This window comes from Cellulomonas triticagri (assembly GCF_003696205.1).
GTDB classification, from domain to species: Bacteria; Actinomycetota; Actinomycetes; order Actinomycetales; family Cellulomonadaceae; genus Cellulomonas; species Cellulomonas triticagri.
This window is the reverse complement of sequence record NZ_RFFI01000013.1, coordinates 1-20,544: the sequence shown is the minus strand read 5'-3', so window position 1 is coordinate 20,544 and position 20,544 is coordinate 1. Positions and strand designations below refer to the sequence as shown.

The window sequence follows — 20,544 nt, the reverse complement described above, 5'->3', positions numbered from 1 at the left end:
GCACGGTGGTCGTCGGCGCCGACGTGTCGCGGAGCCGAGCCCATCGGCGTGCGCGCAGATCAGCGGCATCCGACTCGGCGATCGCACGGACGATCATCGATACGGACGACGACGTCCCCGCCACGGACCGACTGCGCGCCGTCACGCGAGCCAGAGTCGACGCCCCGGGTACCCCGCGCCGTCCCGCGTCTCGTCGCGCAGCACACGAACACGCCCACACAGACGTTCGACGATAGCCGGGTCTGCTCGGCCGCAGAGATCCAGCGCCAGCACTCGCGAAGGCGTCCGCCGCCCGGGACCGCCTCGCCGAACTCCACCGCTTAGTCGTTCGCCCCGACGACGTGAGCTGTGGCCGAGAACCGACCACATGACCGTCGCCGCGCGATGACCGTCATGTGGGTGGGTTGAGGGATGATGGGGTTGTGGTGCCCCCAGTTCCCTCCCAAGACCCGTCCGATTCTCCGGCTGCGCGCAAAGCCCGGGGCGCGTTCTTCACCCCGGACGAGGTCACCCGGTTCGTTGCCACATGGGCCATCACCTCGAAAAACGACTCCGTCCTGGAGCCGTCCGCAGGCGATGCTGCTTTCCTCGTGGCCGCAGTTCATCGTCTCCGTAATCTGTCTGGGGACTCCTCGCGCGAACCGGTGATCGACGGAGTCGAGATCCACGAGCACTCCGCCCGCATCGGAGAGGAGCGGGTCCGGGAAGCCGGAGGACGTGCACGCATCAAGGTCTCCGATTTCTTCCTCGTCGAACCAACTCCGACCTACGACGCCGTTATAGGCAATCCGCCGTACGTCCGCTATCAGGATTGGACTGGCGACTTCCGCACTCGATCACGCGCGGCGGCACTTCGCGCGGGGGTGGCTCTGTCCGGACTCGCGTCCAGCTGGGCCGCCTTCACAGTGCACTCAGCGGCGTTCCTGAAGGACGGCGGACGTCTCGGTTTCGTCTTGCCTGCCGAGTTGCTGGCAGTCAACTACGCGGCACCCGTGCGCCAGTTCCTCTTCAAGCACTTTCAGTCCGTGGAGCTGGTGCTGTTCGACGAGCAGGTCTTCCCGGAAGCCGAGGCAGACGTCGTCCTCTTGTTGGCTAGCGGCTACCGCGCAGGGCCGACCGACCATGCCGTGATCCGTCTGGCGAGAAACGCCGCAGCGCTGACGGACTTGGGCAGCGGCCAGCCTTGGGCGCCGAGAGACCCGGCCGACAAATGGACGGGCTCCCTCGTCGAACCGCACGCAACTGAGCCCCTTCGCCAGCTCCGTGGCGAGGGCGCGTTTGTCGATCTCGAGACCTGGGGAGACACCACCCTCGGCATCGTCACCGGAGCGAACCACTTCTTCACCCTCTCGCCGGCGGCCGCGAAGCGGCTCGGGCTTCGTAGGAGCGAACTCCTACGGCTGTCACCGCCCGGTTCGTCTCATCTCCGCGGCCTCGATCTCACGCGCGACAAGCTCACCAGGCTCGGACAGGCAGGGAAGGCCACGTACCTCTTCTACCCCCGCGACGAGCCGTCGCCCTTCGCTCAGGCGTACATCGAAGCTGGAGAGAAGACGGCTGTCCATGAGGCGTACAAGTGTCGGGTCCGAAAGCCGTGGTACCGCGTCCCGATCGTAAAGCCCGCGGACCTACTCCTGACGTGCATGAACGCCGATACTCCGCGTCTCACGACCAACCGCGCCGGCGCTCACCACCTCAACTCCGTTCACGGGGTCTACCTCGCGCCCCGTCATCGCGACCTTGGCTCGGAGCTCTTGCCGCTGGCCAGCCTCAACTCGCTCACGCTCCTCAACGCCGAGATGGTTGGACGGGCGTACGGCGGCGGGATCCTCAAGCTCGAGCCCAAGGAGGCTGACGTGTGGGCGATGCCCTCGCCCGCACTCGTGGAGGCACGTGCATCGCAGTTGCGCGCGGTTCGCAACGTCGTGGCGCGCAAGCTCCAGGCGGGAAAGCTCCTCGACGCGGTCGCCCTAGTCGATAGGGTCCTGCTAGTCGATGCTGGACACATCACGGGAGAGCAGATGTCACACGTGAGAGGTGCGCGAGCCGAACTCGCCCGTCGCCGGACGGTGAGGGCGAGCAGTGGGCGCTAACTCTTCGAGCAAGCAGCGCGCGTGGGTGCTGTTCGACAGCATCGTCGACGAGGCCGCTGTACACGGTGAGTACTCGAACCCGTGGGTGATCGACACGACCGGTGCCCTCCGATACGAGCCCGACTTCGATACCCTCCAGCGCCTGCTCGGGGTGCCGCTTCTCCTGGGTGCCGCCACCACTACCGGCGTTCCGGCTCTTGCGCTCGATGTCTGGATCGCCTATGAGCTGCGCCGGGCGGGTTTCGATAAGGACGCGGTCTGGCCGCGCGCGACCCATCCGAGAATCCTTCCTGCGCCTGTGGCGAAGCTGCTGGAGAAGGGTGCGCTTCCCGCCACGTTGCAGGCGGAGCTCCTCGCGCGCCTGACGAAGACGGGGAACGTCAAAAACGTCACGCACTCGTCGGCGTCGATCCTGGGGAAAAACTACTTGAAGCAAGTTGATGTCATCCTGACAGACTGGCACACCGGTCCCGAGGTCCTCATCTCGACCAAGCGGATGGACTCGTCGTACGGAAAGAACGCCCCCAACCGCGTCGAGGAGTCGTACGGCGACGCGAAGAACCTGCGCCTTCGGCACCCGATGGCAGCGCTCGGATTCGTCTTCGGCCTTCGTAACGACGTGTTCGACAAGGAGCCCGCCACAGCGGATTGGCTCCTGGACCTCCTGGCGAAGCTCGGCCGAGAAGACGACGCGTACCACGCTACGTGTGTGGTCTTGGTCGAGTATGGAGACGAAGTGCTTCCCCCGGGTGATAACGGAGCTGACGACGAGGACCGCGCCGTGTCGGCCGGCCTTGAGCCGGACGACGAGGACGAGGACGAGCCGCTCGTCGTCGCTGACGCGCTGATCGAGAACGACCTCAAGTGGCTGCCCAAGGTGCGGATCGACCATGCGCGCACGCCCGCGAACCTGTCGCCCGCTCGATTCCTCGCGGCGATGGTCGAGCACGTTCTGGATGCGACGCCCGTGAACTTGCACAAACGAGCCCGAGACCTGCGACGTGCGCTCGCCCCCACGCCAGATGTCACGGCGACGAGTACAGCGCCCTAGTCACAGCTTCGCGAGGCAGTGACGCGCGACGTGCCCGTGGGCGGCGCAAAACAACTGCCCGCGCCGCCCACGAGTGAGCTCACCTACGCCCGCGCGACAAGTCGAACACCGTCGTGGTGTCGTACGTCTCCCCCGGCCGCAGCGTCGTCGACGGGAACTGCGGCTGGTTCGGTGAGTCCGGGAAGTGCTGCGTCTCGAGCGCCAGCCCGTCGGACTGCCGGTACACCTGGCCGCTGGTCCCGACGAGCGTCGCGTCGAGGAAGTTGCCCGAGTAGAACTGGATCCCCGGCTCGGTGGTCCACATCTTTAGCGTCCGCCCGGAGTCGGGGTCGCGGAGCTGTGCGGCGAGCTGGAGGCTGCCGTCGTCGGGCCGGTCGAGCACCCAGTTGTGGTCGTAGCCCTGCCCGAACAACAGCTGCTCGAACGGTTCGCGGATGCGCTCGCCGACCGCCGTGGCGGACCGGAAGTCCATGGGCGTGTCCGTGACGTCGGCGATCTCCCCGGTGGGGATGAGCGTCGAGTCGACGGGCGTGTAGCCGCTGGCGGGCAGCGTGAGCTCGTGGTCGAGGATCGAGGACGTGCCCTCGCCCTGGAGGTTCCAGTACGTGTGGTTCGTCAGGTTCACGACCGTCGGGGCGTCCGTCTCGGCGGTGTAGTGGATCTCGAGCTTCTGGTCGCGGGTCAGCGTGTACGTGACCTGGACGTCGAGGTTGCCCGGGTACCCCTCCTCGCCGTCGACGCTCCGGTAGTCAAGCTGGAGGCCGACGCTGCGGTTCCCCGGGATCGGCGTCGCGGTCCAGACCTTGGTGTCGAAGCCCTCGAACCCGCCGTGCAGGCTGTTCGGGTCGTTGTTGATCGGCAGGTCGTACGTGGTGCCGTCAAGCTCGAACTGGCCGTTCGCGATGCGGTTGCCGTACCGGCCGATCAGCGCGCCGAAGTACGGGCCGGGGTTGTTGCCGTCGAGGTAGCCCTGGAGGTCGCTGAACCCGAGGACCACGTTGACCGGGTTGCTGCGACGGTCCGGGACTTCCAGCGACTGGATGATGCCGCCGTAGGTGAGGATCCGGACCGTCATGCCCTTGTTGCTGAGGGTGTACCGCTCGACGGCGGTGCCGTCCTCGATGGTGCCCCAGGGCTCGGAGGTGATGGTGGCGGTGTCGTGGTGCCCGCCGCCCTTGTCACCACCCCAACGGTCGGTGCTGTCCTCGGCTCCCTGGGCGGCTGGACCACCCGAGACGAGCACTGCGGCGACCGCGAGCGGGGCGACGACGCCCGTGAGGCCGCGACGGAGCTGACGCATGCGCATGTGACCCCCCCCTGTCCACGTCCACCGGCGTCGCCCCTGGGACGTCGGTGTCCCGCGGCGCGGCGACCCTGGTGCGTGACGTGGAGGGGGTCGGGGGCCCGGAGGGGCGATGCGGTCGGGATCGACGCTAGGACTCGTCCGCGTCGTCGGTCAACGCCTCCGCGCCTTAGGCGCCGGCCAACGTTCAGGCCTCGGACGCGGTGTGCAGAGCTCGCTCGTTTGCGGCCGCAGCGACAACGGCGAGCTCGGCGCGCCATCGGCGGGTGTCTCCTCGGGTCTTGCACGCGTGACAGTTCGGGCAGAGCGCGATCATGTTGCGTGGGTGGTCGTCGCCCCCACGGGCGAGATCCTTGATGTGATCCACGTCCAAAATGGGCTCGTCGCTGCGGTTGCGCTCGGCAGGCATCCCGGTGCACCGCGGGCTTTCGCAGCTGCCTCCTGAACGAACAAGGACGGCTCGGCGGGCGGCAGCGCTGCGGGGGTAGTCCAGGCGCGGTGCACCCAGGCGCGTCCGCCCCTGCCCTCGCGACTCGACTCGATCGACCAGCTCGGCATAGGTCGGATCCGGCTTTGCCTCGGGCCCGATCACCTCGTCCTCAGCCAGCGCTGCGGCCTCATCAAGCGCTAGCTGTAGAGCGTCGGGCCAATCGCCCCGTTCCGGCCCAGGTACCGCCTGCAGCATCCACTGGAGTTGAGCCCGCTGCTGGTCGTGGACCCACGTCCGGCCCAAGACCACGCACCACGTCCGGAACGTGAAGGAGCCGCCGCTGGGACGATGCCAGAAGCGAACCGCCTCCTGCGCCACACGAGCGCTCTCGAGTAGTGCGTTGCCGCGCTGACTGAGCTTCTGAGGTCCCTCCAGACCCTGTCCGCGGTATCCGAACGGTTCGGTGATCGTTGGCGGGTCGTCCTCGTAAGGGCCGTCCGCGTCCGAGAAGACGTTGACGGTACTGTCGCCCGGCAGCGTGACCACTCCCCCGACCTTGTCACCGCCGTAGAAGTCGTAGACATCCGTTCGACTCGGGTGTTCTTCGCCAACGACGGGAGGGCGCACCTCCGCAACCGTCGCCACCGTGAATCCGAGGCGGCGTAGCGTCCTGGCCGCCCCGGAAGCACCCCCGGAGAACTGCCGCGCCTTGAGGGGTCCCCGCTCCGGGAACTGCCGGCCGTATGCCGCCGCGACGACCGGCTTCGAGTCGATGCGCTCGCCGTCCGCGATCACGAAGTAGTCCTGGCTCTTCCTGAACCCGTACCGCTCCAGGAAGGCCTCGCGCCCGACCATGCGAAACTCGTCGATCGCGTCCTCGACCGCAGCGGAGTCGGTCAGGTCGGACAGGTAAGCCATGCGACGCCCCCAAGCGCTGGTCCGTGCGCAGCCCCGCCAGTCGCGATGACGATGTCGACCGCGAGGTTTACTAACGCTGCAGTGACCTCATCGGCGCATGGAGACGCGACTTGAGCAGCAGAAACGCTCTCCTGCCCCGTTGGCGCGCCCACATCCGGCGCGCCAGTGCGAGCGGCGCGTCGCCAACGCACGCGGACCCTCCCGGGCTCCTGACTCACGCTCGCTTGGAAGCAGGTGAATCTCCAGTGCGCGAGAGATCAGGCAGCTCGCCTCGACCAAACGAGTGACACAACGCCCGCCAAGCCCAGATGTTGACTTCGGAGTCCTACGATCATGAAGCTCGCCGACACTGTTCCTGCTGAGTGACCCTGTTGCGCATGCTGCGCTCGATGTTCTCCACTTCGCCGAAGAAGGCTCATGGCCTCGATCAGCTCACTTAGTCCCACGGTCGCCGAAAACGCCCTGATCCGGGACTTCGCCAATGGGCGACCGCACAGCTCCTATCCGCATGCTTCCGACCCCACGATTTTGATACCCAGCGACGTCGCATGGCCCCGCGCCGACGCCGTCCGCGGCGAGCTGATTGCCGCGCTTCTGGCGGTTGAGGACCCGGCCGCTTTGGGCCTGCCAGCAGGATCGGCGACTCCCAGGAAGCTCGTTCTCATGAACGCGCAGATCATCGGCAATCTCGACTGGACAGCCATCAAGAGCGAGACCGATATTGTCCTATGGCGCTGCTGGCTACGTTCGGACGAGCCGCTAGACTTCAGATCAGCGCATCTTCGCTCAGTTCGACTTCATCGATGCCTCGTCGAGTCGGGCATCGAGGCAGGAAATCTCCAGGTCTCGCACGACTTTACGTGCGACCGATCCACAATTCGCGGGCAGTTGTCAATGATGAATTCCCGCATTGGTGGAACCCTAACTCTGGACGGCTCCGCTTTTCTTCCTCTAAACGGGGATGAAGCGATCGTCGCCGACGGGATTAACATTGAAGGTCGCGCGGACCTGGATAATGTCCGCAGCGATGGTGAGATTAGGCTCCTTCGCGCTTCGGTCGGTGGCGACGTGTCCATGAACGACGCCCATGTAGACAATAGCACCGGTGACGCGATCAGTCTCGACGGAGCCATCGTGCGAGGCGGCTTCTTCGCGCACCGGATCACCGTCGCAGGAGAAACTCGATTCCCTGGCGCCCAAATAAGTGGCCAACTTGTCCTGACGGATGCCCGGCTCAATTCCCCGCTAGGCAGTCCACTGACACTAACGCGCGCACGAATCGACGGAGACCTGTTCTGTAACGGGCTCCGCTCCCTCGGAGAGCTCAACCTCTCGAACGTCCAGGTGAATGGAACCGCGAACTTCGTCGATTCCGTTCTGACGGGCGAGCACGGCGATGCCCTAAATGGCGACTCGATGCGAATCGAAGGCGATTTGCTGGCGCACGGCGTCGAAGCTGTCGGAACGGTTCGAATCTCCCACTCTCGCGTCGCCGGCAGAGTGCATTTCGGCGGCTCGGCGCTGCACGCTCAAGGCCATATTGCGCTGGAGGCAGAGCAAGCACAAATCGGCGGCGATCTACAGCTGCAGCATGCCCACGTCGAGGGGCGCATTCAGATGGCGCTCGCTGGGATATCGGGCGACTTGATCCTAGTCTCGTCTTGGATCCGCAGTGCCTCCGAAGTCGCGATCGCCGCGGACCGCGTCAAGATCTCGGGCCGGCTTATAGCAGCCGGGCTGGTGTGCTTCGGCGGCATCCGCGCTTCCGGTGCCACCCTCGACGGCCAGCTGCTGCTCGCGGGCTCGAGCCTATACGGCATACCGCACGCCCTCGCCCTGGATGGCGCCCAGGTATCGAGCGACATAATGGCCGAACGCCTCGAAACCAACGGGGAAGTCCGGATGCATGGGGCACACATAGGCGGCCAACTGGTGCTCAAAGCCGCAGTGCTCCGCAATCGCGACGCGGTAGCGCTAAATCTGGACAGCGTACAGATTGACGAGGAACTGTTGCTCGGGCAGGGCTTCGCGACAGACGGAAGTATCTGGCTGACCGGCGCGTCGATTGATAGCATCATCATGACAGGCGCCCGGGTTCGCAACCCGGGCGCGCTCGCAATTAGCGCTGACTTCCTGAAGCTTCGCGGCTCGTTGGTCATGACGCACGGCACCACCATCTCCGGTCAAATCCGACTCGTCGACGCTTCAGTTTCGGGTCAGGTTGCGCTGGAGGGGGCCCGCCTCGATAATCCTGACGATGTGTCGCTTCTGGCGGATGGCTTGCGCGCTACGAACGTCCGCCTGGGTCAGAACTTCGTATCGAGGGGCTCCGTCCGGCTCGTTGGAGCTCGAGTCGCGTCGCAGTTCTCCCTCAAAGGGTCGACATTTGAGCGCCCGGGAGAACACTCCGCCATCGAAGCCGAAAGCATCGACGTGGGTGGGACGCTATTCTGGGCTCCCCGGAGAATGGAAGGCGTCGCCTCTTTTGCCTTCTCGCGGATCGCCATATGGTCGGATGCGCCTCGTTCGATCCGCTTCCCGTGTCGCCTATTGGGCGCGAAGTTCGGTCAGCTGTCCGCGGGCCCGGGTCGCATCTCGATCGCGGAGCGCATAAAGTGGCTTCGAAGCGATCCCTCGGGTTACACACCCGCTTCATTCAAGCATCTCGCCGAGCGCATGAGGGACGGCGGCCACGATCGCGAAGCACGACAGTTGCTCATCGTTTCTGAACACCTTCGACGCGTGCAGTCCGGCTCTCGCTGGAGTCGGCCCCTCCGCTATTTGGGCAGCCTGATTATGCGCTGGACCGTCGCGTACGGGTATAGACCGCTGCTCGCCGTGGTGTGGCTCGCGGCATTGATCGCACTTGCGTCGTTCGGACTCACTAGGCTGCCCCACGGACCGACGGCACACTTTCAAGAACTCCAAGGAGCCCCCGCGCCCTTTAACGCTCTCTATTACTCGCTCGACTCCGTTCTCCCATTCATCGACCTGGGCTATTCCCGCTGGGTCCCGCAGGGGTCGGCACAAGTGATTACAGTATGTCTCGTGCTGCTTGGGTGGGCATTGGCTACAGCGGTAGTGACTGCTCTCGCGGGATTGTTTAGACGGGCGGACTAGGTGTCAATCGAACCTTGGATGCGGTCGCTCGATCAGCGCCCGGCGACCAAGTTGCGTCGCCCGTGGCCGACCGCTCTCGCTCCTAGCCCCCGTCGAGCTGTGGAGTACACCCCTTGTGCCGACACGCTGGCGTGCCGGAGTAGCCTCCCCCCAGCACACCGCAACGGCGCAGCAGGACGGGAGGCCCCACAACATGGCCGGCTCCCAGACCGCCCTGCGCGAGGCCAACCGCGCCACGGTCGTCGACTCCATCCGCCGCTACGGCGGCCTCACCCAGGTCGAGCTCGCCTCCACCACGGGCCTCTCCGCCGCCACGGTCAGCAACATCGTCCGCGAGCTCCAGGCAGCGGGCGAGGTAGACGTCCGGGCCACGATCCACAACGGCCGCCGCGCCATGCTCGTCACGATGGTCCACCGCACCGGCCTCGCGGCCGGCGTGCACGTCGGCACTAGACACATGAGCATCACGCTCACCGACTCGGCCCAGCAGGTCCTTGTCGAGCAGGCCCTCCCCCTCCCTCACGAGCACCGCGCTGACACCAGTCTCGACCGCGCCGCCCTGCTCATCGTCGAGCTCCTGGCCCGCGTGGGCGCCGAACTACCCGAGCTCCTCGGCATCGGCATCGGCCTCCCCGCCCCGGTGGACGCCGCGACCGGCACCGTCTCGGTCCCCGGCATCCTCCGCGGCTGGGACGACGCCCCCGTCGCCCAGGTCATGTCCAAGCGCCTCGGCGTCCCGGTGTTCGTCGACAACGACGCCAACCTCGGTGCCCTCGCGGAGAGCCGCCTCGGCGCGAGCCGCCACTTCCAGGACTCCGTCTACGTGCGTGCCTCCCACGGCACGGGCGCCGGCGTCTCCCTCGCGCGCAACCTGCACCGCGGCTTCGCCGGCACCGCGGGCGAGATCGGCCACGTCCAGGTCGACGCCCAGGGCCACGTCTGCCTGTGCGGGAGCCGCGGCTGCCTCAACACCGTCGTCGGCGCGCCCGCGCTCATCGAGGTGCTCAGAGCCAGCAGAGGCAGCCTCACGCTCCGCGACATCGTCGCCCTCGCCAACGACGGCGACCCCGGCTGCCGCCAGGTCGTCGAGGACGCCGGCGCCACCATCGGCGCGGTGGTCGCCGGCCTGGCCATCGCCGTGAACCCGCAGTGCGTGGTCGTCGGCGGCGAGCTCGCGGAGACCGGCGAGCTGCTGATCGGCCCGATGCGCGAGGCCATCCGCCGTCGGGTGCCGCTCAACCACATCGCGCCGCTCGAGGTCGTCGCCGCGGAGCTCGGCCCGAACGCCGAGGCCATGGGCGCGGTGCTGCTCGCGCTGGAAAACACCCGCACAACCCTCCCCACTTTCGCCCGCCCGGACGGAGACTGAGACCGTGGCACTCGACGTGGAGTGGACGACGACGGCGACGCAGGGCCGGCCGAGCCCCGGCGGCCCGCCCCTGCTCGCCCTGCGCAAGGTCACCAAGCGGTTCGGCGCCGTCGAGGCGCTGACCGACGCCGACCTCACCGTGCACGCGCACGAGGTCGTCGCCCTGGTCGGTGACAACGGGGCCGGGAAGTCGACGCTCGCCAAGATCATCTCCGGCGTGCTCCAACCCGACAGCGGGACCGTGGAGATCGACGGCGACCCCGTCAGCAGCCCGAACCCCGCAGCCGCCCACGCCCTCGGCGTCTCCACCGTGTTCCAGGACCTCGCGCTGTGCGAGAACCTCAGCGTCGCGGCGAACATCTTCCTCGGCCGCGAGCTGCGCGCCTCGAAGCGCAGCCCGATGGACATCGACGGCATGGAGCTGGCGTCGGCGCAGATCCTGCGGGACCTGACGATCACGGTGCCGTCGGTCCGGACGCCCGTGCGCGAGCTGTCCGGCGGGCAGCGCCAGGCCGTCGCCATCGCCCGGACGCTGACGACGCGGCCGCGGATCCTCGTGCTCGACGAGCCCACCGCCGCGCTGTCGGTCGTGCAGACCGCCGAGGTGCTGATGCTGGTCGAGCGGCTGCGCGAGATGGGCCTCGGCGTCGTCATCATCAGCCACAACCTGGCCGACCTGCGGGCGGTGTCGGACCGGATCGAGGTGCTGCGGCACGGCCGCAACAACGGGTCGTTCGACGCGGCGACGTCGGCGCCGGAGGAGATCATCGGGGCCATCGCCGGGGCCACCCGCGCCGTCCGCCCGGCGTGGGCGACGCGCTGACTGCGTTCAACCACCCAGCACGATTGCCTTCAGAAGTTGTGGGCAATCCGCCCGGTGCGCCCGATCGAGCGCCCGCACCGCCCCTCGGAGCCCAGATACCTACCACCCGACCCGCGTCCGGTCACGATTGCATCACGCACCCGCGCCCGGTTGCCTTCAGAGGTTGACGGGAAGGCGGCGTCGGTCCTAGCGTCCACCGCGAGCTCGACAGACCGGCACCGACGCCGGCCGTGCAGCGCGGCACAGGGAGCAGGCACGATGCTGGACACCCCCGTCGTCCTCGAGATGAGGTCGATCACCAAGACCTTCCCCGGCGTGAAGGCGCTGGACCAGGTCCGGATGACGGTGCGCGAGCGCGAGATCCACGCGATCTGCGGCGAGAACGGAGCCGGCAAGTCGACGCTGATGAAGATCCTGTCCGGCGTCTACCCGCACGGCACCTACTCCGGCGAGATCGTCTACCAGGGCGACGAGGTCCGGTTCAGGGACATCAAGTCCAGCGAGCGGGCCGGCATCGTGATCATCCACCAGGAGCTGGCGCTCATCCCCGAGCTGTCGATCGCGGAGAACATCTTCCTCGGCAACGAGGTCGCCGGGCCGCTCGGCATCGACTGGGACGCCACCCGCGAGAAGGCGGCGGAGCTCCTCGCCCGCGTCGACCTCAACCTCTCCCCCGACGAGCAGGTCAAGAACATCGGCGTCGGCCAGCAGCAGCTCGTGGAGATCGCCCGGGCGCTGGCCAAGGACGTGAAGCTGCTCATCCTCGACGAGCCGACGTCGGCGCTGAACGAGGAGGACTCCGCGCACCTGCTGGACCTGCTGCGCGACCTCCGCGCCAAGGGCATGACCAGCATCATGATCAGCCACAAGCTCAACGAGATCGCCGCCGTCGCCGACGCGATCACGATCATCCGGGACGGGAAGACCGTCGAGACGCTGGACGCCGGCGCGGGCGAGGTCGACGAGGACCGGATCATCCGCGGCATGGTCGGTCGGTCGCTCGACCACCGGTTCCCCGACCACACCCCGCACATCGGGGAGACGTTCTTCGAGGTGCGGGACTGGTGGGTCGAGCACCCGACGGTCGCGGACCGGATGGTCTGCAAGGGGTCGGCGTTCGAGGTCCGGCACGGCGAGATCGTCGGCTTCGCCGGGATCATGGGCGCGGGTCGCACCGAGCTCGCGCGGTCGATCTTCGGCCGGTCGTACGGGCGGTTCCGCGGCGGGGAGATCCTCATCGACGGCCAGGCCGTCGAGCTGCACACCGTCCAGCAGGCCATCGACCACAAGATCGCCTACGTCCCGGAGGACCGGAAGGTCCAGGGGCTCAACCTGCTGGACAGCATCCTCGACACCATCGTGTCGGCCGACCTCAAGCGGATCACCAAGCACCGGGTCCTCGACACCGACACCGCGTTCCTGGCCTCCGAGCACTACCGGAAGTCGCTGAACATCCGGACGCCGTCGGTCCGGCAGGGCGTCGCCAAGCTGTCCGGCGGCAACCAGCAGAAGGCGCTGCTCGGGAAGTGGATGTTCCCCGAGCCGGACCTGCTGATCCTCGACGAGCCGACCCGCGGCGTCGACGTCGGCGCGAAGTACGAGATCTACGGCCTCGTGCAGCGCCTCGCCGACGCGGGCAAGGGCGTCGTCGTCATCTCCTCCGAGCTGCCCGAGCTGCTCGGCCTCTGCGACCGGATCTACACGATCTTCGAGGGCCGGGTCACCGGCGTCCTCGACCGGGAGCAGGCCGACCAGGAGAGCCTGATGCGGCTCATGACCGGCACGGCCCCGGCCCTCACGAACTGATCCAGCGGAACCCGACGAAGGACTACCGGACGATGACGTCTCTCAAGCAGCTGTTCGGCGGCGGCGCCCGCCAGTTCGGCATGGTGTTCGCGCTGATCGCGCTGGTGATCATCTTCCAGATCGCGACCGGCGGGAAGGTGCTCACGCCGACCAACGCGCAGAACATCATCAACGGCAACTCGTACGTGCTGATCCTGGCGATCGGCATGGTGCTGGTCATCATCGCCGGGCACATCGACCTGTCGGTCGGGTCCGTGGCCGCGGTGGTCGGCATCATCGTGGCGCTGGCGATCCGGGACTGGGGCATCCCCTGGTGGGCGGGCATCCTGCTCGGCCTCGCGGTCGGGGCGGCGATCGGCGCCTGGCAGGGGTTCTGGGTCGCCTACGTCGGCATCCCGGGGTTCATCACCACCCTGGCCGGGATGATGTTCTTCCGCGGGGCGAACCAGTACATCGGCAAGTCGAACACCGTCCCGGTCCCGAAGGAGATCCAGACGCTCGGCGCCGGCTACCTGCCCGAGTGGGGCCCGAACACCGGGCTGAACAACTGGACGCTGCTGCTCGGGATCCTCGCCGTCGCGGGCGTCGTCTACGGCGAGCTCCGGCGCCGCAGGTCCGCCCGCCGCCTGGGCGGCACCCCGGTCCCGATGTGGGTGTCGGTGACCCGGATGGTCGCGCTCGGCGCGGTCATCGCCTACGCCACGGTGCTGTTCGGCAGCGGCCGCGTCGGCACCTCGTTCCCGGTCTCCGGCGTCATCCTCGGGGTCCTGGTCCTGCTGTACGGCTTCGTCTCGAGCCGCACGATCACCGGCCGGCACGTGTACGCGGTCGGCGGCAACAAGGTCGCGGCGGCGCTGTCCGGCGTCAACATCCGCCGCACCAACTTCTTCGTCATGATGAACATGTCCGTGCTGGCGGCGCTGGCCGGCATCGTCTTCATCGGCCGGTCCACCGCGTCCGGGCCGTTCGACGGCACCAACTGGGAGCTCGACGCGATCGCCGCGGTGTTCATCGGCGGCGCGGCGGTCTCCGGCGGCGTCGGCACCGTCGTCGGGTCGCTCATCGGCGGCCTGGTGATGGCCGTGCTGAACAACGGCCTGCAGCTCATGGGCGTCGGCTCCGACAGCACCCAGATGATCAAGGGCCTGGTGCTGCTCGCCGCGGTCGCCTTCGACGTCTACAACAAGGTCCAGGGCCGGCCGTCGATCGTCGGGCTGCTGATGAAGGGCGCCCGGCGCGGTCGGCCGGAGGGACCCGGGTCCGACGACAGCGACGCGGGCACCGGCGCGGTGCCGGTGTCGCAGAACGAGACGCTCGCGCGGAGCTGACGCCCGGCGCCTCCCCCGGGGCCGCCGCGGCCCCGATCCCGACTCCTGTTCTCCATCGTGCCGACCCCGGCACGACGCTCGACCGCACCCAACGGCGGGTGCCCAACCGAGGAAGAGTGACATCACCCATGAAGAAGCTGACTGCGGCGCTGGTCGCCGCCGGGGCCGCCGGAGCACTGCTCCTGTCCGGCTGCTCGTCCGAGCGTGGCGGTTCGTCCACCGAGGAGACCGCCGGGTCGTCCGAGAGCGGCGGCGGCTTCGCGGCCGACGCCACCATCGGCGTCGCCCTGCCGCAGAAGACGTCGGAGAACTGGGTGCTCGCCGAGCAGCTGTTCAAGGACGGGCTGACCGAGGCCGGGTTCAACCCGATCGTGCAGTTCGCGAACAGCGGCGTGACCGAGCAGCAGAACCAGATCCAGGCCATGACCGAGCAGGGCGCCAGCGTCATCGTCGTCGGCGCGATCGACGGCTCGCAGCTGGGCTCCCAGCTCGAGGCGGCGGTCGACTCCGGCGCCCACGTCATCGCCTACGACCGGCTGGTGAAGAACACCGAGGCCGTCGACATGTACGTGGCGTTCGACAACTACCAGGTCGGCGTCCTGCAGGGCGAGGCGCTGCTGCAGGGCCTCGCCGAGCGCAAGGGCGAGGGCCCGTACAACATCGAGCTGATCGCCGGCTCGCCGGACGACGCCAACTCGACGCCGTTCTTCGAGGGCGCCATGAGCATCCTGCAGCCGAAGATCGACGACGGCACCCTCGTGGTCGTCTCCGGTCAGACCTCGTTCGAGCAGGTCGCCACGCAGGGCTGGAAGGCCGAGAACGCGCAGAAGCGCATGGACACGATCCTGGCCGGCTCGTACGGCTCGGCCGAGCTCGACGGCGTGCTGTCGCCGAACGACACCCTCGGCCGCGCGGCGCTCACGTCCGTGTCGCAGGCCGGCAAGGAGACCCCCGTCGTCACCGGCCAGGACTCCGAGGTCGAGTCCGTGAAGTCGATCATGGCCGGCGAGCAGTACTCGACGATCTACAAGGACACCCGCGAGCTGGTGGCGCAGACGATCAAGGAGATCCAGGCGCTGCAGAAGGGCGAGGACCCGGAGATCAACGACACCGAGTCGTACGACAACGGCGTCAAGGTCGTGCCGTCGTTCCTGCTGACGCCGGTGATCGTGACCAAGGAGAACGCGGCCGACGTGTACAAGGACGACGACACGCTGGCGCCGCTGACGCAGGGCTGACGCTGCGGGGGTTCGCGGTCGAGGCGAGGGGCGGGCCCTGTCGGGGGTCCGCCCCTCGCGCGCTGCGCGACCCTCACGCCAGCTCAGCGATCGCGCCTCGACCCCACGCGGGCTTGCGCCAGCGAGCTGACGTGTGCGGAGCTCAGGGCGCTGGGGTCGACCCCGTCGGTCGCGGACACCACCGCCGCGGCGAAGGAGCCCAGGCTGCCGTCGATCACGCGCACGCGATCGAGCGTAGGTGCGGGTTCGGGTACCCAGTCACGCGGATGCCCGTCGCTCGTGCGTGGCGCGCACCGATGCATCGAGGCGGAGCACCGCCCGGCGGTCACGGCGCGATCACCGGCCCGACCCGGCGCGCACCGCGCACCAGCGCCAGCCCGGCGTCCGACCCCAGCCGCGCGGCGACGCCCGGCTGCTGGCACGAACGCAGGAGCGCGACGAGCTCGGGCGCGTCGAGCGCGTACATGCCGGTCCGGATCGGCACGCCGCGGAGCTTCGCACGGAGCGTCCGGTCCCGCCGTCGGCGGGCGGCGACCGTCACCGCCGCCTCGTCCCCGACCATGACCCAGATCGGGCCTGCCGGGTGGTGCTGGTCGGGCACCCAGCGGATGTCGCTCCACCGCACCCGGCTCTCCACGTCGCGCTCGCGCACCACCAAGGCGGCCGGCGTCAGCCAGATCCCGGCGCGGAGAGCCCGGCGCATCTGACCGCCGACGACGATCGCGACCGGCACGAGCAGCACCACCAGGAGCACCACGACCCCGGCGAGCTCGCTACTACCGGTCTCCGCGTCCCCAGGCGCGGAGACGAGCAGGATCGCGACGAACGGAGCGGCCGCCAGTGCGGAGAACGCGGCGGCGAACACGTGGCGGCCGGGGTGCTCGTGCAGGACGGTCGCCGGCTCGCCGGCCAGCGTGCGGGTCGCGATCCGGCCGCGGCGACCGGTCCCGCGGACCTCGCGGTCCCGCAGGACCCGGCCGACCTGCAGCAGCACGCCGACAGCGGCGAGCCACGCCCCGACGACGATCGCGGAGATCTCGGCCCGTCCGGCTACCACCAGGAGGACGCCGAACGCGATCAGCCCCACGACCGTGGCACGCTCGCGGACCCGGCTGAGCCCGTCTGAGACGTCGGAAGCCGCGGTCACCGGAGCCGTACCCCCACGGCCTCGAAAGATCGCCCGAGGCGACCTGCCTGGCTACCCATGGTTCCCTCCGTGGTCGGTGTCGCGATGACCCGTGGCCGTCACGCGGGTCCTGGTGCGCCGCTGCGTGGCGACCACGACCGCGAGCGCGATGACGAGAACGACACCGGCCCCGCCCACGAGCCACAGCAACGACGAGGTGGAGGCATCCTCGTCAGGCTCGACGCCAGGTTCGGGAGCCGCGAACGGCGGGGCCTCCGTCGATGACTGCTCGTTCGCTGACGCGTCGCCGGTGACCTTCTCCGCGGCGGGGAAGTTGTCCGGGTCGTCAAGAAACGGGCTGGTGTCCGGGAAGCTCGTGGGCTCGAGGTCCAGCATCTGCCTGACGATGAGCTGTCCGAACCCCCACCGCTGCGCCGGGCAGTCGCGGAGCAGATGGATCTCCGCAAGACTCCGCGAGGTCCTGGGGTGACCTCGGTGACGCGGCGGAGCCCCAGTACCGGACCGGCGACGGTGCTGGAGGCAGGCGCACGCGCCGTCGCCGAGCACTCACCACTCGTCGTCAGCAGCGTCTGCGGTGACGACCGGAGCGTTCAGCGCGTCACGACGACCGGCACCCGCACCGGCGCCGAGGTCAGGGCGCTCGGCACCCTCCTCGACGTCGATGTTCGGGGCGAGCAGCCCGCCCGAGGCACGACGCTTCGCGTCCTTCGACGCACCGGCACCACCGCCACCGCCCATGGGGCCGCCCATCATGCCGCTGCCGGAGCGCGTACCCGACGCGGCACCCGAGGCAGCGCCGGTCTGCGAGCCCTGCCCGAGCGCCGATGTCGAGCCGGACAGGCCGGACCCGGCCGCGCCCCGCTGGGTACCAGCAGCCCCCGCACCGTGACCACCGCCGGCGGCGAACGTGCCACCACCGAACGAGCCACCGCCCGCGGCCCCGGCGCCACCGAAGCCCCCGGCACCGGCTCCGCCGCCGACCAGGCGACTCAGGCCCGCCGCGCCGAGCGCCGCGCCACCGACGGCCAGGCCACCGGCCATGCCACCCGCACCGACGCCACCGAGCGAACCCGAGCCGGCGCCCGCACCGCCGGGACCACCGGAACCACCGAGGAACCCACCGCCGGAACCATTCCCTCCCGGAACGGTGCCACCGACGGCGCCGTCCGACGAGCTGCCGTCACCACGACCCGGCACCGTTCCACCGATGGTGCCGCCGTCGGATCCGCTCCCCGGACCGGAACCGATCCCGACACCCACGCCCGATCCGCTGCCGGGGCCTGCGGATCCGGAGCCTGACCCACCGCCGAGCCCGGTGTCGATCCCGCTCGAGACCGGGGGCTGCCAGCCAGGCGAGGTGGGAGCGACGGCGGGCGACGCGGGCACCGAGGTGACCCCGCCCCCGGTCGGGGTCGTGCCGCGGACGTTCCAGTCGCCGGAGCGGGTGCGGGTCGACGTGGAGCCGCCCTGCGGGGTCGGCGGTTCGGGGACCGGCGGCTGCGGGATCGGGTCGATCCCACCGCGAGAGATCCGCGGCATCGTGATGGCGCCCAGGCCCGACTCCAGCGACCTCAGGGCGCGCGAGGCCTCTCGCTCACGAGCCTGCTCACGTCGGTCCGACAGCGTGTTCGCGGCGAGCGTGCCACCGACCGCGCCGGCCGGCCCCATGACGACCGCGCCTCCGGCGGTGAACGCGGCACGCTCCGCCCAGCTCATCTCGCCGTCGGGGAGATCCCGGTACGACCGCTGGGCAGCGATGATCGCCCGCTGGGACTCGTCCGCGACCGCCTGGAGGCCATCGAGGTACTGGGCGAGCCCTTTGATGTCGCCAGCGATGCTCGCGATCCGGGCACTCGCCGCGTCCCCGCTGAGACCGCCCATGCCGAGCTTGTCCTTCACCCCCGACAGGGACCGTGCCGTGGCGATCACGTCGTCGGCCGCGGCCGCGAGGTCGCGGCTCGTCGCGTCCATCGCGTTGAGGTCGGCGTGCAGGCTGAGCTTCAGAGCGTCCGCGCGGTCACCCACGGTGTCCCCCTCGGTCGGTCGACGGTGCGTGGTGGGTCGGTGCCGTCGCGGACCGGCGGCGCACCAGCAGTACGCCGGCGACGACGAGCGCGAGGAGCACGACGACTGCGACGGCCGTGATCACCCCTCCCGGAAGTCCGGCTTCCTGGGGGTCGTCGGTGCTCGGAGCGTCGCTGTTCGGAGCGGGGTTCGCCGGGGCCTCCGGTGCCGTCTCCGCGAGGAGCGCCGAGGCCGAGGGGATCTCGTCGGGCCCGGTGCGGATGAACGGGTTGACGTCCGGGTACGAGGTCGGGTCGGACTCGAGCATGAGCCGCACGTTGACGGCCCCGTAGCCCCAGCTCTCGTCGTGAACAGGCTCGTGCTCGGCCTCACCGTCGGTGTTGCGGACGAGCGACTGCAGGATCTGGTTCGCCGTGGCGTCCGGGTACGCGGACCAGACGAGAGCCAGTGCGCCCGACACGTAAGCCGTCGCCTGAGACGACCCTGTGCAGTACGCGTACGTGGCGAACGTGCCGTCGAGGCAGCGGACCTCAGCGCCCGGAGCGATGACTCCGAGCTCCGGCCCGCTCGGGCTTCCCGGATCGAGGGTCATGTCCGGACGGGCGGTGCCCACGGCCACGGCACCGTTCAGCGTCGCGGGCCAGCCGGTGACAATCCCGCCGGTGTTCCCCGCCGCACCGACGACGATCACGCCCTCACGGAGAGCTGCGACGTAGTCGTCGGTATCCATGTCCAGCGTCGCGGAGACGTTGATGATGTTGGCCCCGGACGCGACGGCGTCGCGGAAGGAGACAGCCGCGGCGCGGGTGCCGACCTGGTCGGCGGTCGCGAGGCAGGCCCTGTCCTCAGCGATGCTGAGGTTGGCGAACGCGATCAGCTTCGCTCCGGGCGCCACGCCACGGACCCCTGGCTGGCCGTCCACACCGTTTCCGCTGCCGACCAGCATCGATGCGATGCTCGTCGCGTGCTGGGCGAGCGGTCCGGTCGTCGTCGCGGGCAGGGCAGGCCCACCCTCCGAAGCTGCGCAGTAGCTCGGCTCGTGGACCTCCAGGCCGGTTCCGACGAGCTCGGGAACGTCGGGGTTGATCGCGGTGTCGAGCATCGCGATCGTGATGCCCTCGCCGGTCGTCCGCTCGTGCACCTGCTCGAGCCCGGGCTGCGTGTAGTACCAGAGTCCGGGGGCGTCGTCGGGGGCCGCCGCTGCGGACGGAGCGGCGGCAAGGGCGACGAGGAGCGCGGCGCCCGCGGGCATCGCGATCCGCTGGAATGCCCGGCTCATCCGAACGACCTCGAGCTGCTGGAGGACAACGGGGTCCCACCGTCCACCCGGGCGGCGAGAGCGGTGAGCCGCTGCTCGACGGCCTCGTCCTGGAGCTGGTGGGAGCGCAGGCTGCCCTCGAGCGCCTGCCGTGCGTCTTCGAGCTGTCCGCGCAACCACACGAGCTCGTCCTCGGCCTGGACGATCGCGTTGCGGTACCGGCTCCGGAACGTGGCGACCTCCGGCATGGAAGTCCAGACCCCGGCCCCCTGCCGGTCGCGGATGCTGGACAGCCGGATCTCGAGCTGGTCGACGAGGTCGTGCAACTGCATCAGCCGGTTGATGTTGCCGTCGACCACCGCGACGTTGAGCTCGACGTCCCCTGCCACGTGCTGTCCTCCGCGTGAGTTCGTGACGCGTCGCCCCCTGCGACGCGATGACCGCGCGGTCGCGCCCGTCCTCACCTGCGAGCGAGGGGGCGCGACCGCGCGGGTCGTGCTGTGCACCCCGGGCAGTGCCCGGGGTGGGTGGTTCACCAGCGCGCGGCGTTGGACCGCTCGGTGGACTGGTAGTCCTCACCAGAGGTCGACACGGCCCGGCCCACGTCGGCGAGCAGCGCCTTCATGTCGGTCAGC

The 20,544-nt window shown here is 69.1% G+C and carries 16 protein-coding genes; 8 read left to right on the top strand and 8 right to left on the bottom strand.

Going from position 1 to position 20,544, the window contains the following annotated elements; genetic code table 11:
* The first annotated feature begins 395 nt into the window (after positions 1-395).
* Entirely contained in the window at positions 396-2,093 is a 1,698-nt protein-coding gene (locus EBM89_RS03870; RefSeq protein ID WP_369408620.1) for an HsdM family class I SAM-dependent methyltransferase, read from the top strand.
* 25 nt (positions 2,094-2,118) lie between these two features.
* The gene (locus EBM89_RS03865) at positions 2,119-3,144 is read left to right on the top strand and encodes a hypothetical protein (RefSeq protein WP_233571521.1); all 1,026 of its coding nucleotides are present in this window, start codon (positions 2,119-2,121) and stop codon (positions 3,142-3,144) included.
* Positions 3,145-3,223: 79 nt separating this feature from the next.
* Here the strand turns inward: EBM89_RS03865 and EBM89_RS03860 are convergent, their stop codons facing one another.
* Both EBM89_RS03860 and EBM89_RS03855 read right to left on the bottom strand, forming a co-directional pair.
* A complete protein-coding gene (locus EBM89_RS03860; RefSeq protein ID WP_122148171.1) occupies positions 3,224-4,444 on the bottom strand; it encodes an aldose epimerase family protein in 1,221 nt (406 codons plus the stop codon).
* 190 nt (positions 4,445-4,634) lie between these two features.
* Complete coding sequence (locus EBM89_RS03855; protein WP_122148145.1) at positions 4,635-5,795, bottom strand: HNH endonuclease; 1,161 nt, start codon at positions 5,793-5,795, stop codon at positions 4,635-4,637.
* 417 nt (positions 5,796-6,212) lie between these two features.
* On the opposite strand from EBM89_RS03855, the gene EBM89_RS03845 reads away from it, so the two are divergent.
* From EBM89_RS03845 to EBM89_RS03820, 6 genes are all read left to right on the top strand, one after another.
* Positions 6,213-8,915, top strand: coding sequence for a translocation/assembly module TamB domain-containing protein (locus tag EBM89_RS03845; protein WP_147463438.1), 2,703 nt, complete (start codon positions 6,213-6,215; stop codon positions 8,913-8,915).
* Between the two features lie 193 nt (positions 8,916-9,108).
* The gene (locus EBM89_RS03840; protein WP_122148142.1) at positions 9,109-10,284 is read left to right on the top strand and encodes an ROK family transcriptional regulator; all 1,176 of its coding nucleotides are present in this window, start codon (positions 9,109-9,111) and stop codon (positions 10,282-10,284) included.
* A gap of 16 nt (positions 10,285-10,300) precedes the next feature.
* Positions 10,301-11,107 (top strand): ATP-binding cassette domain-containing protein, encoded by an 807-nt coding sequence (locus tag EBM89_RS03835; protein ID WP_122148170.1) that lies wholly within the window; start codon positions 10,301-10,303, stop codon positions 11,105-11,107.
* A gap of 258 nt (positions 11,108-11,365) precedes the next feature.
* Positions 11,366-12,913 carry a multiple monosaccharide ABC transporter ATP-binding protein gene (gene mmsA / locus EBM89_RS03830; RefSeq protein WP_122148141.1) on the top strand — a complete coding sequence of 516 codons (1,548 nt, stop codon included), beginning with the start codon at positions 11,366-11,368 and terminating at the stop codon, positions 12,911-12,913.
* A 32-nt stretch (positions 12,914-12,945) separates the two neighbouring features.
* Positions 12,946-14,241, top strand: a complete 1,296-nt coding sequence (gene mmsB / locus EBM89_RS03825) for a multiple monosaccharide ABC transporter permease (RefSeq protein ID WP_122148140.1) — start codon at positions 12,946-12,948, stop codon at positions 14,239-14,241.
* Positions 14,242-14,369: 128 nt separating this feature from the next.
* Positions 14,370-15,479, top strand: a complete 1,110-nt coding sequence (locus EBM89_RS03820) for a substrate-binding domain-containing protein (protein WP_122148139.1) — start codon at positions 14,370-14,372, stop codon at positions 15,477-15,479.
* An 83-nt stretch (positions 15,480-15,562) separates the two neighbouring features.
* Here the strand turns inward: EBM89_RS03820 and EBM89_RS21020 are convergent, their stop codons facing one another.
* From EBM89_RS21020 to EBM89_RS03795, 6 genes are all read right to left on the bottom strand, one after another.
* The gene (locus EBM89_RS21020) at positions 15,563-15,703 is read right to left on the bottom strand and encodes a hypothetical protein (protein ID WP_158609471.1); all 141 of its coding nucleotides are present in this window, start codon (positions 15,701-15,703) and stop codon (positions 15,563-15,565) included.
* A gap of 101 nt (positions 15,704-15,804) precedes the next feature.
* Positions 15,805-16,626 carry a hypothetical protein gene (locus EBM89_RS03815; protein WP_122148138.1) on the bottom strand — a complete coding sequence of 274 codons (822 nt, stop codon included), beginning with the start codon at positions 16,624-16,626 and terminating at the stop codon, positions 15,805-15,807.
* 51 nt (positions 16,627-16,677) lie between these two features.
* The gene (locus EBM89_RS03810; RefSeq protein WP_147463437.1) at positions 16,678-17,001 is read right to left on the bottom strand and encodes a hypothetical protein; all 324 of its coding nucleotides are present in this window, start codon (positions 16,999-17,001) and stop codon (positions 16,678-16,680) included.
* A 171-nt stretch (positions 17,002-17,172) separates the two neighbouring features.
* The gene (locus EBM89_RS03805; protein ID WP_122148136.1) at positions 17,173-18,651 is read right to left on the bottom strand and encodes a hypothetical protein; all 1,479 of its coding nucleotides are present in this window, start codon (positions 18,649-18,651) and stop codon (positions 17,173-17,175) included.
* A complete protein-coding gene (locus EBM89_RS03800) occupies positions 18,644-19,930 on the bottom strand; it encodes a S8 family serine peptidase (RefSeq protein WP_122148135.1) in 1,287 nt (428 codons plus the stop codon). The genes EBM89_RS03805 and EBM89_RS03800 overlap by 8 nt, the downstream gene beginning before the upstream one ends.
* Positions 19,927-20,298: a hypothetical protein gene (locus EBM89_RS03795; protein WP_122148134.1), complete on the bottom strand. Its 372-nt coding sequence runs from the start codon at positions 20,296-20,298 to the stop codon at positions 19,927-19,929. Before EBM89_RS03795 ends, EBM89_RS03800 begins: the two co-directional genes overlap by 4 nt.
* Positions 20,299-20,544: the final 246 nt, after the last annotated feature.

What these genes read in the sequence shown, in the direction of transcription:
- mmsB (WP_122148140.1), top strand. Translation starts at nt 12,946, where the DNA reads ATGACGTCTCTCAAGCAGCTGTTCGGCGGCGGCGCCCGCCAGTTCGGC.
- EBM89_RS03855 (WP_122148145.1), bottom strand. Translation starts at nt 5,795, where the DNA reads ATGGCTTACCTGTCCGACCTGACCGACTCCGCTGCGGTCGAGGACGCG.
- EBM89_RS03860 (WP_122148171.1), bottom strand. Translation starts at nt 4,444, where the DNA reads ATGCGTCAGCTCCGTCGCGGCCTCACGGGCGTCGTCGCCCCGCTCGCG.
- EBM89_RS03820 (WP_122148139.1), top strand. Translation starts at nt 14,370, where the DNA reads ATGAAGAAGCTGACTGCGGCGCTGGTCGCCGCCGGGGCCGCCGGAGCA.
- EBM89_RS03840 (WP_122148142.1), top strand. Translation starts at nt 9,109, where the DNA reads ATGGCCGGCTCCCAGACCGCCCTGCGCGAGGCCAACCGCGCCACGGTC.
- EBM89_RS03810 (WP_147463437.1), bottom strand. Translation starts at nt 17,001, where the DNA reads ATGCTGGACCTCGAGCCCACGAGCTTCCCGGACACCAGCCCGTTTCTT.
- EBM89_RS03800 (WP_122148135.1), bottom strand. Translation starts at nt 19,930, where the DNA reads ATGAGCCGGGCATTCCAGCGGATCGCGATGCCCGCGGGCGCCGCGCTC.
- mmsA (WP_122148141.1), top strand. Translation starts at nt 11,366, where the DNA reads ATGCTGGACACCCCCGTCGTCCTCGAGATGAGGTCGATCACCAAGACC.
- EBM89_RS03845 (WP_147463438.1), top strand. Translation starts at nt 6,213, where the DNA reads ATGGCCTCGATCAGCTCACTTAGTCCCACGGTCGCCGAAAACGCCCTG.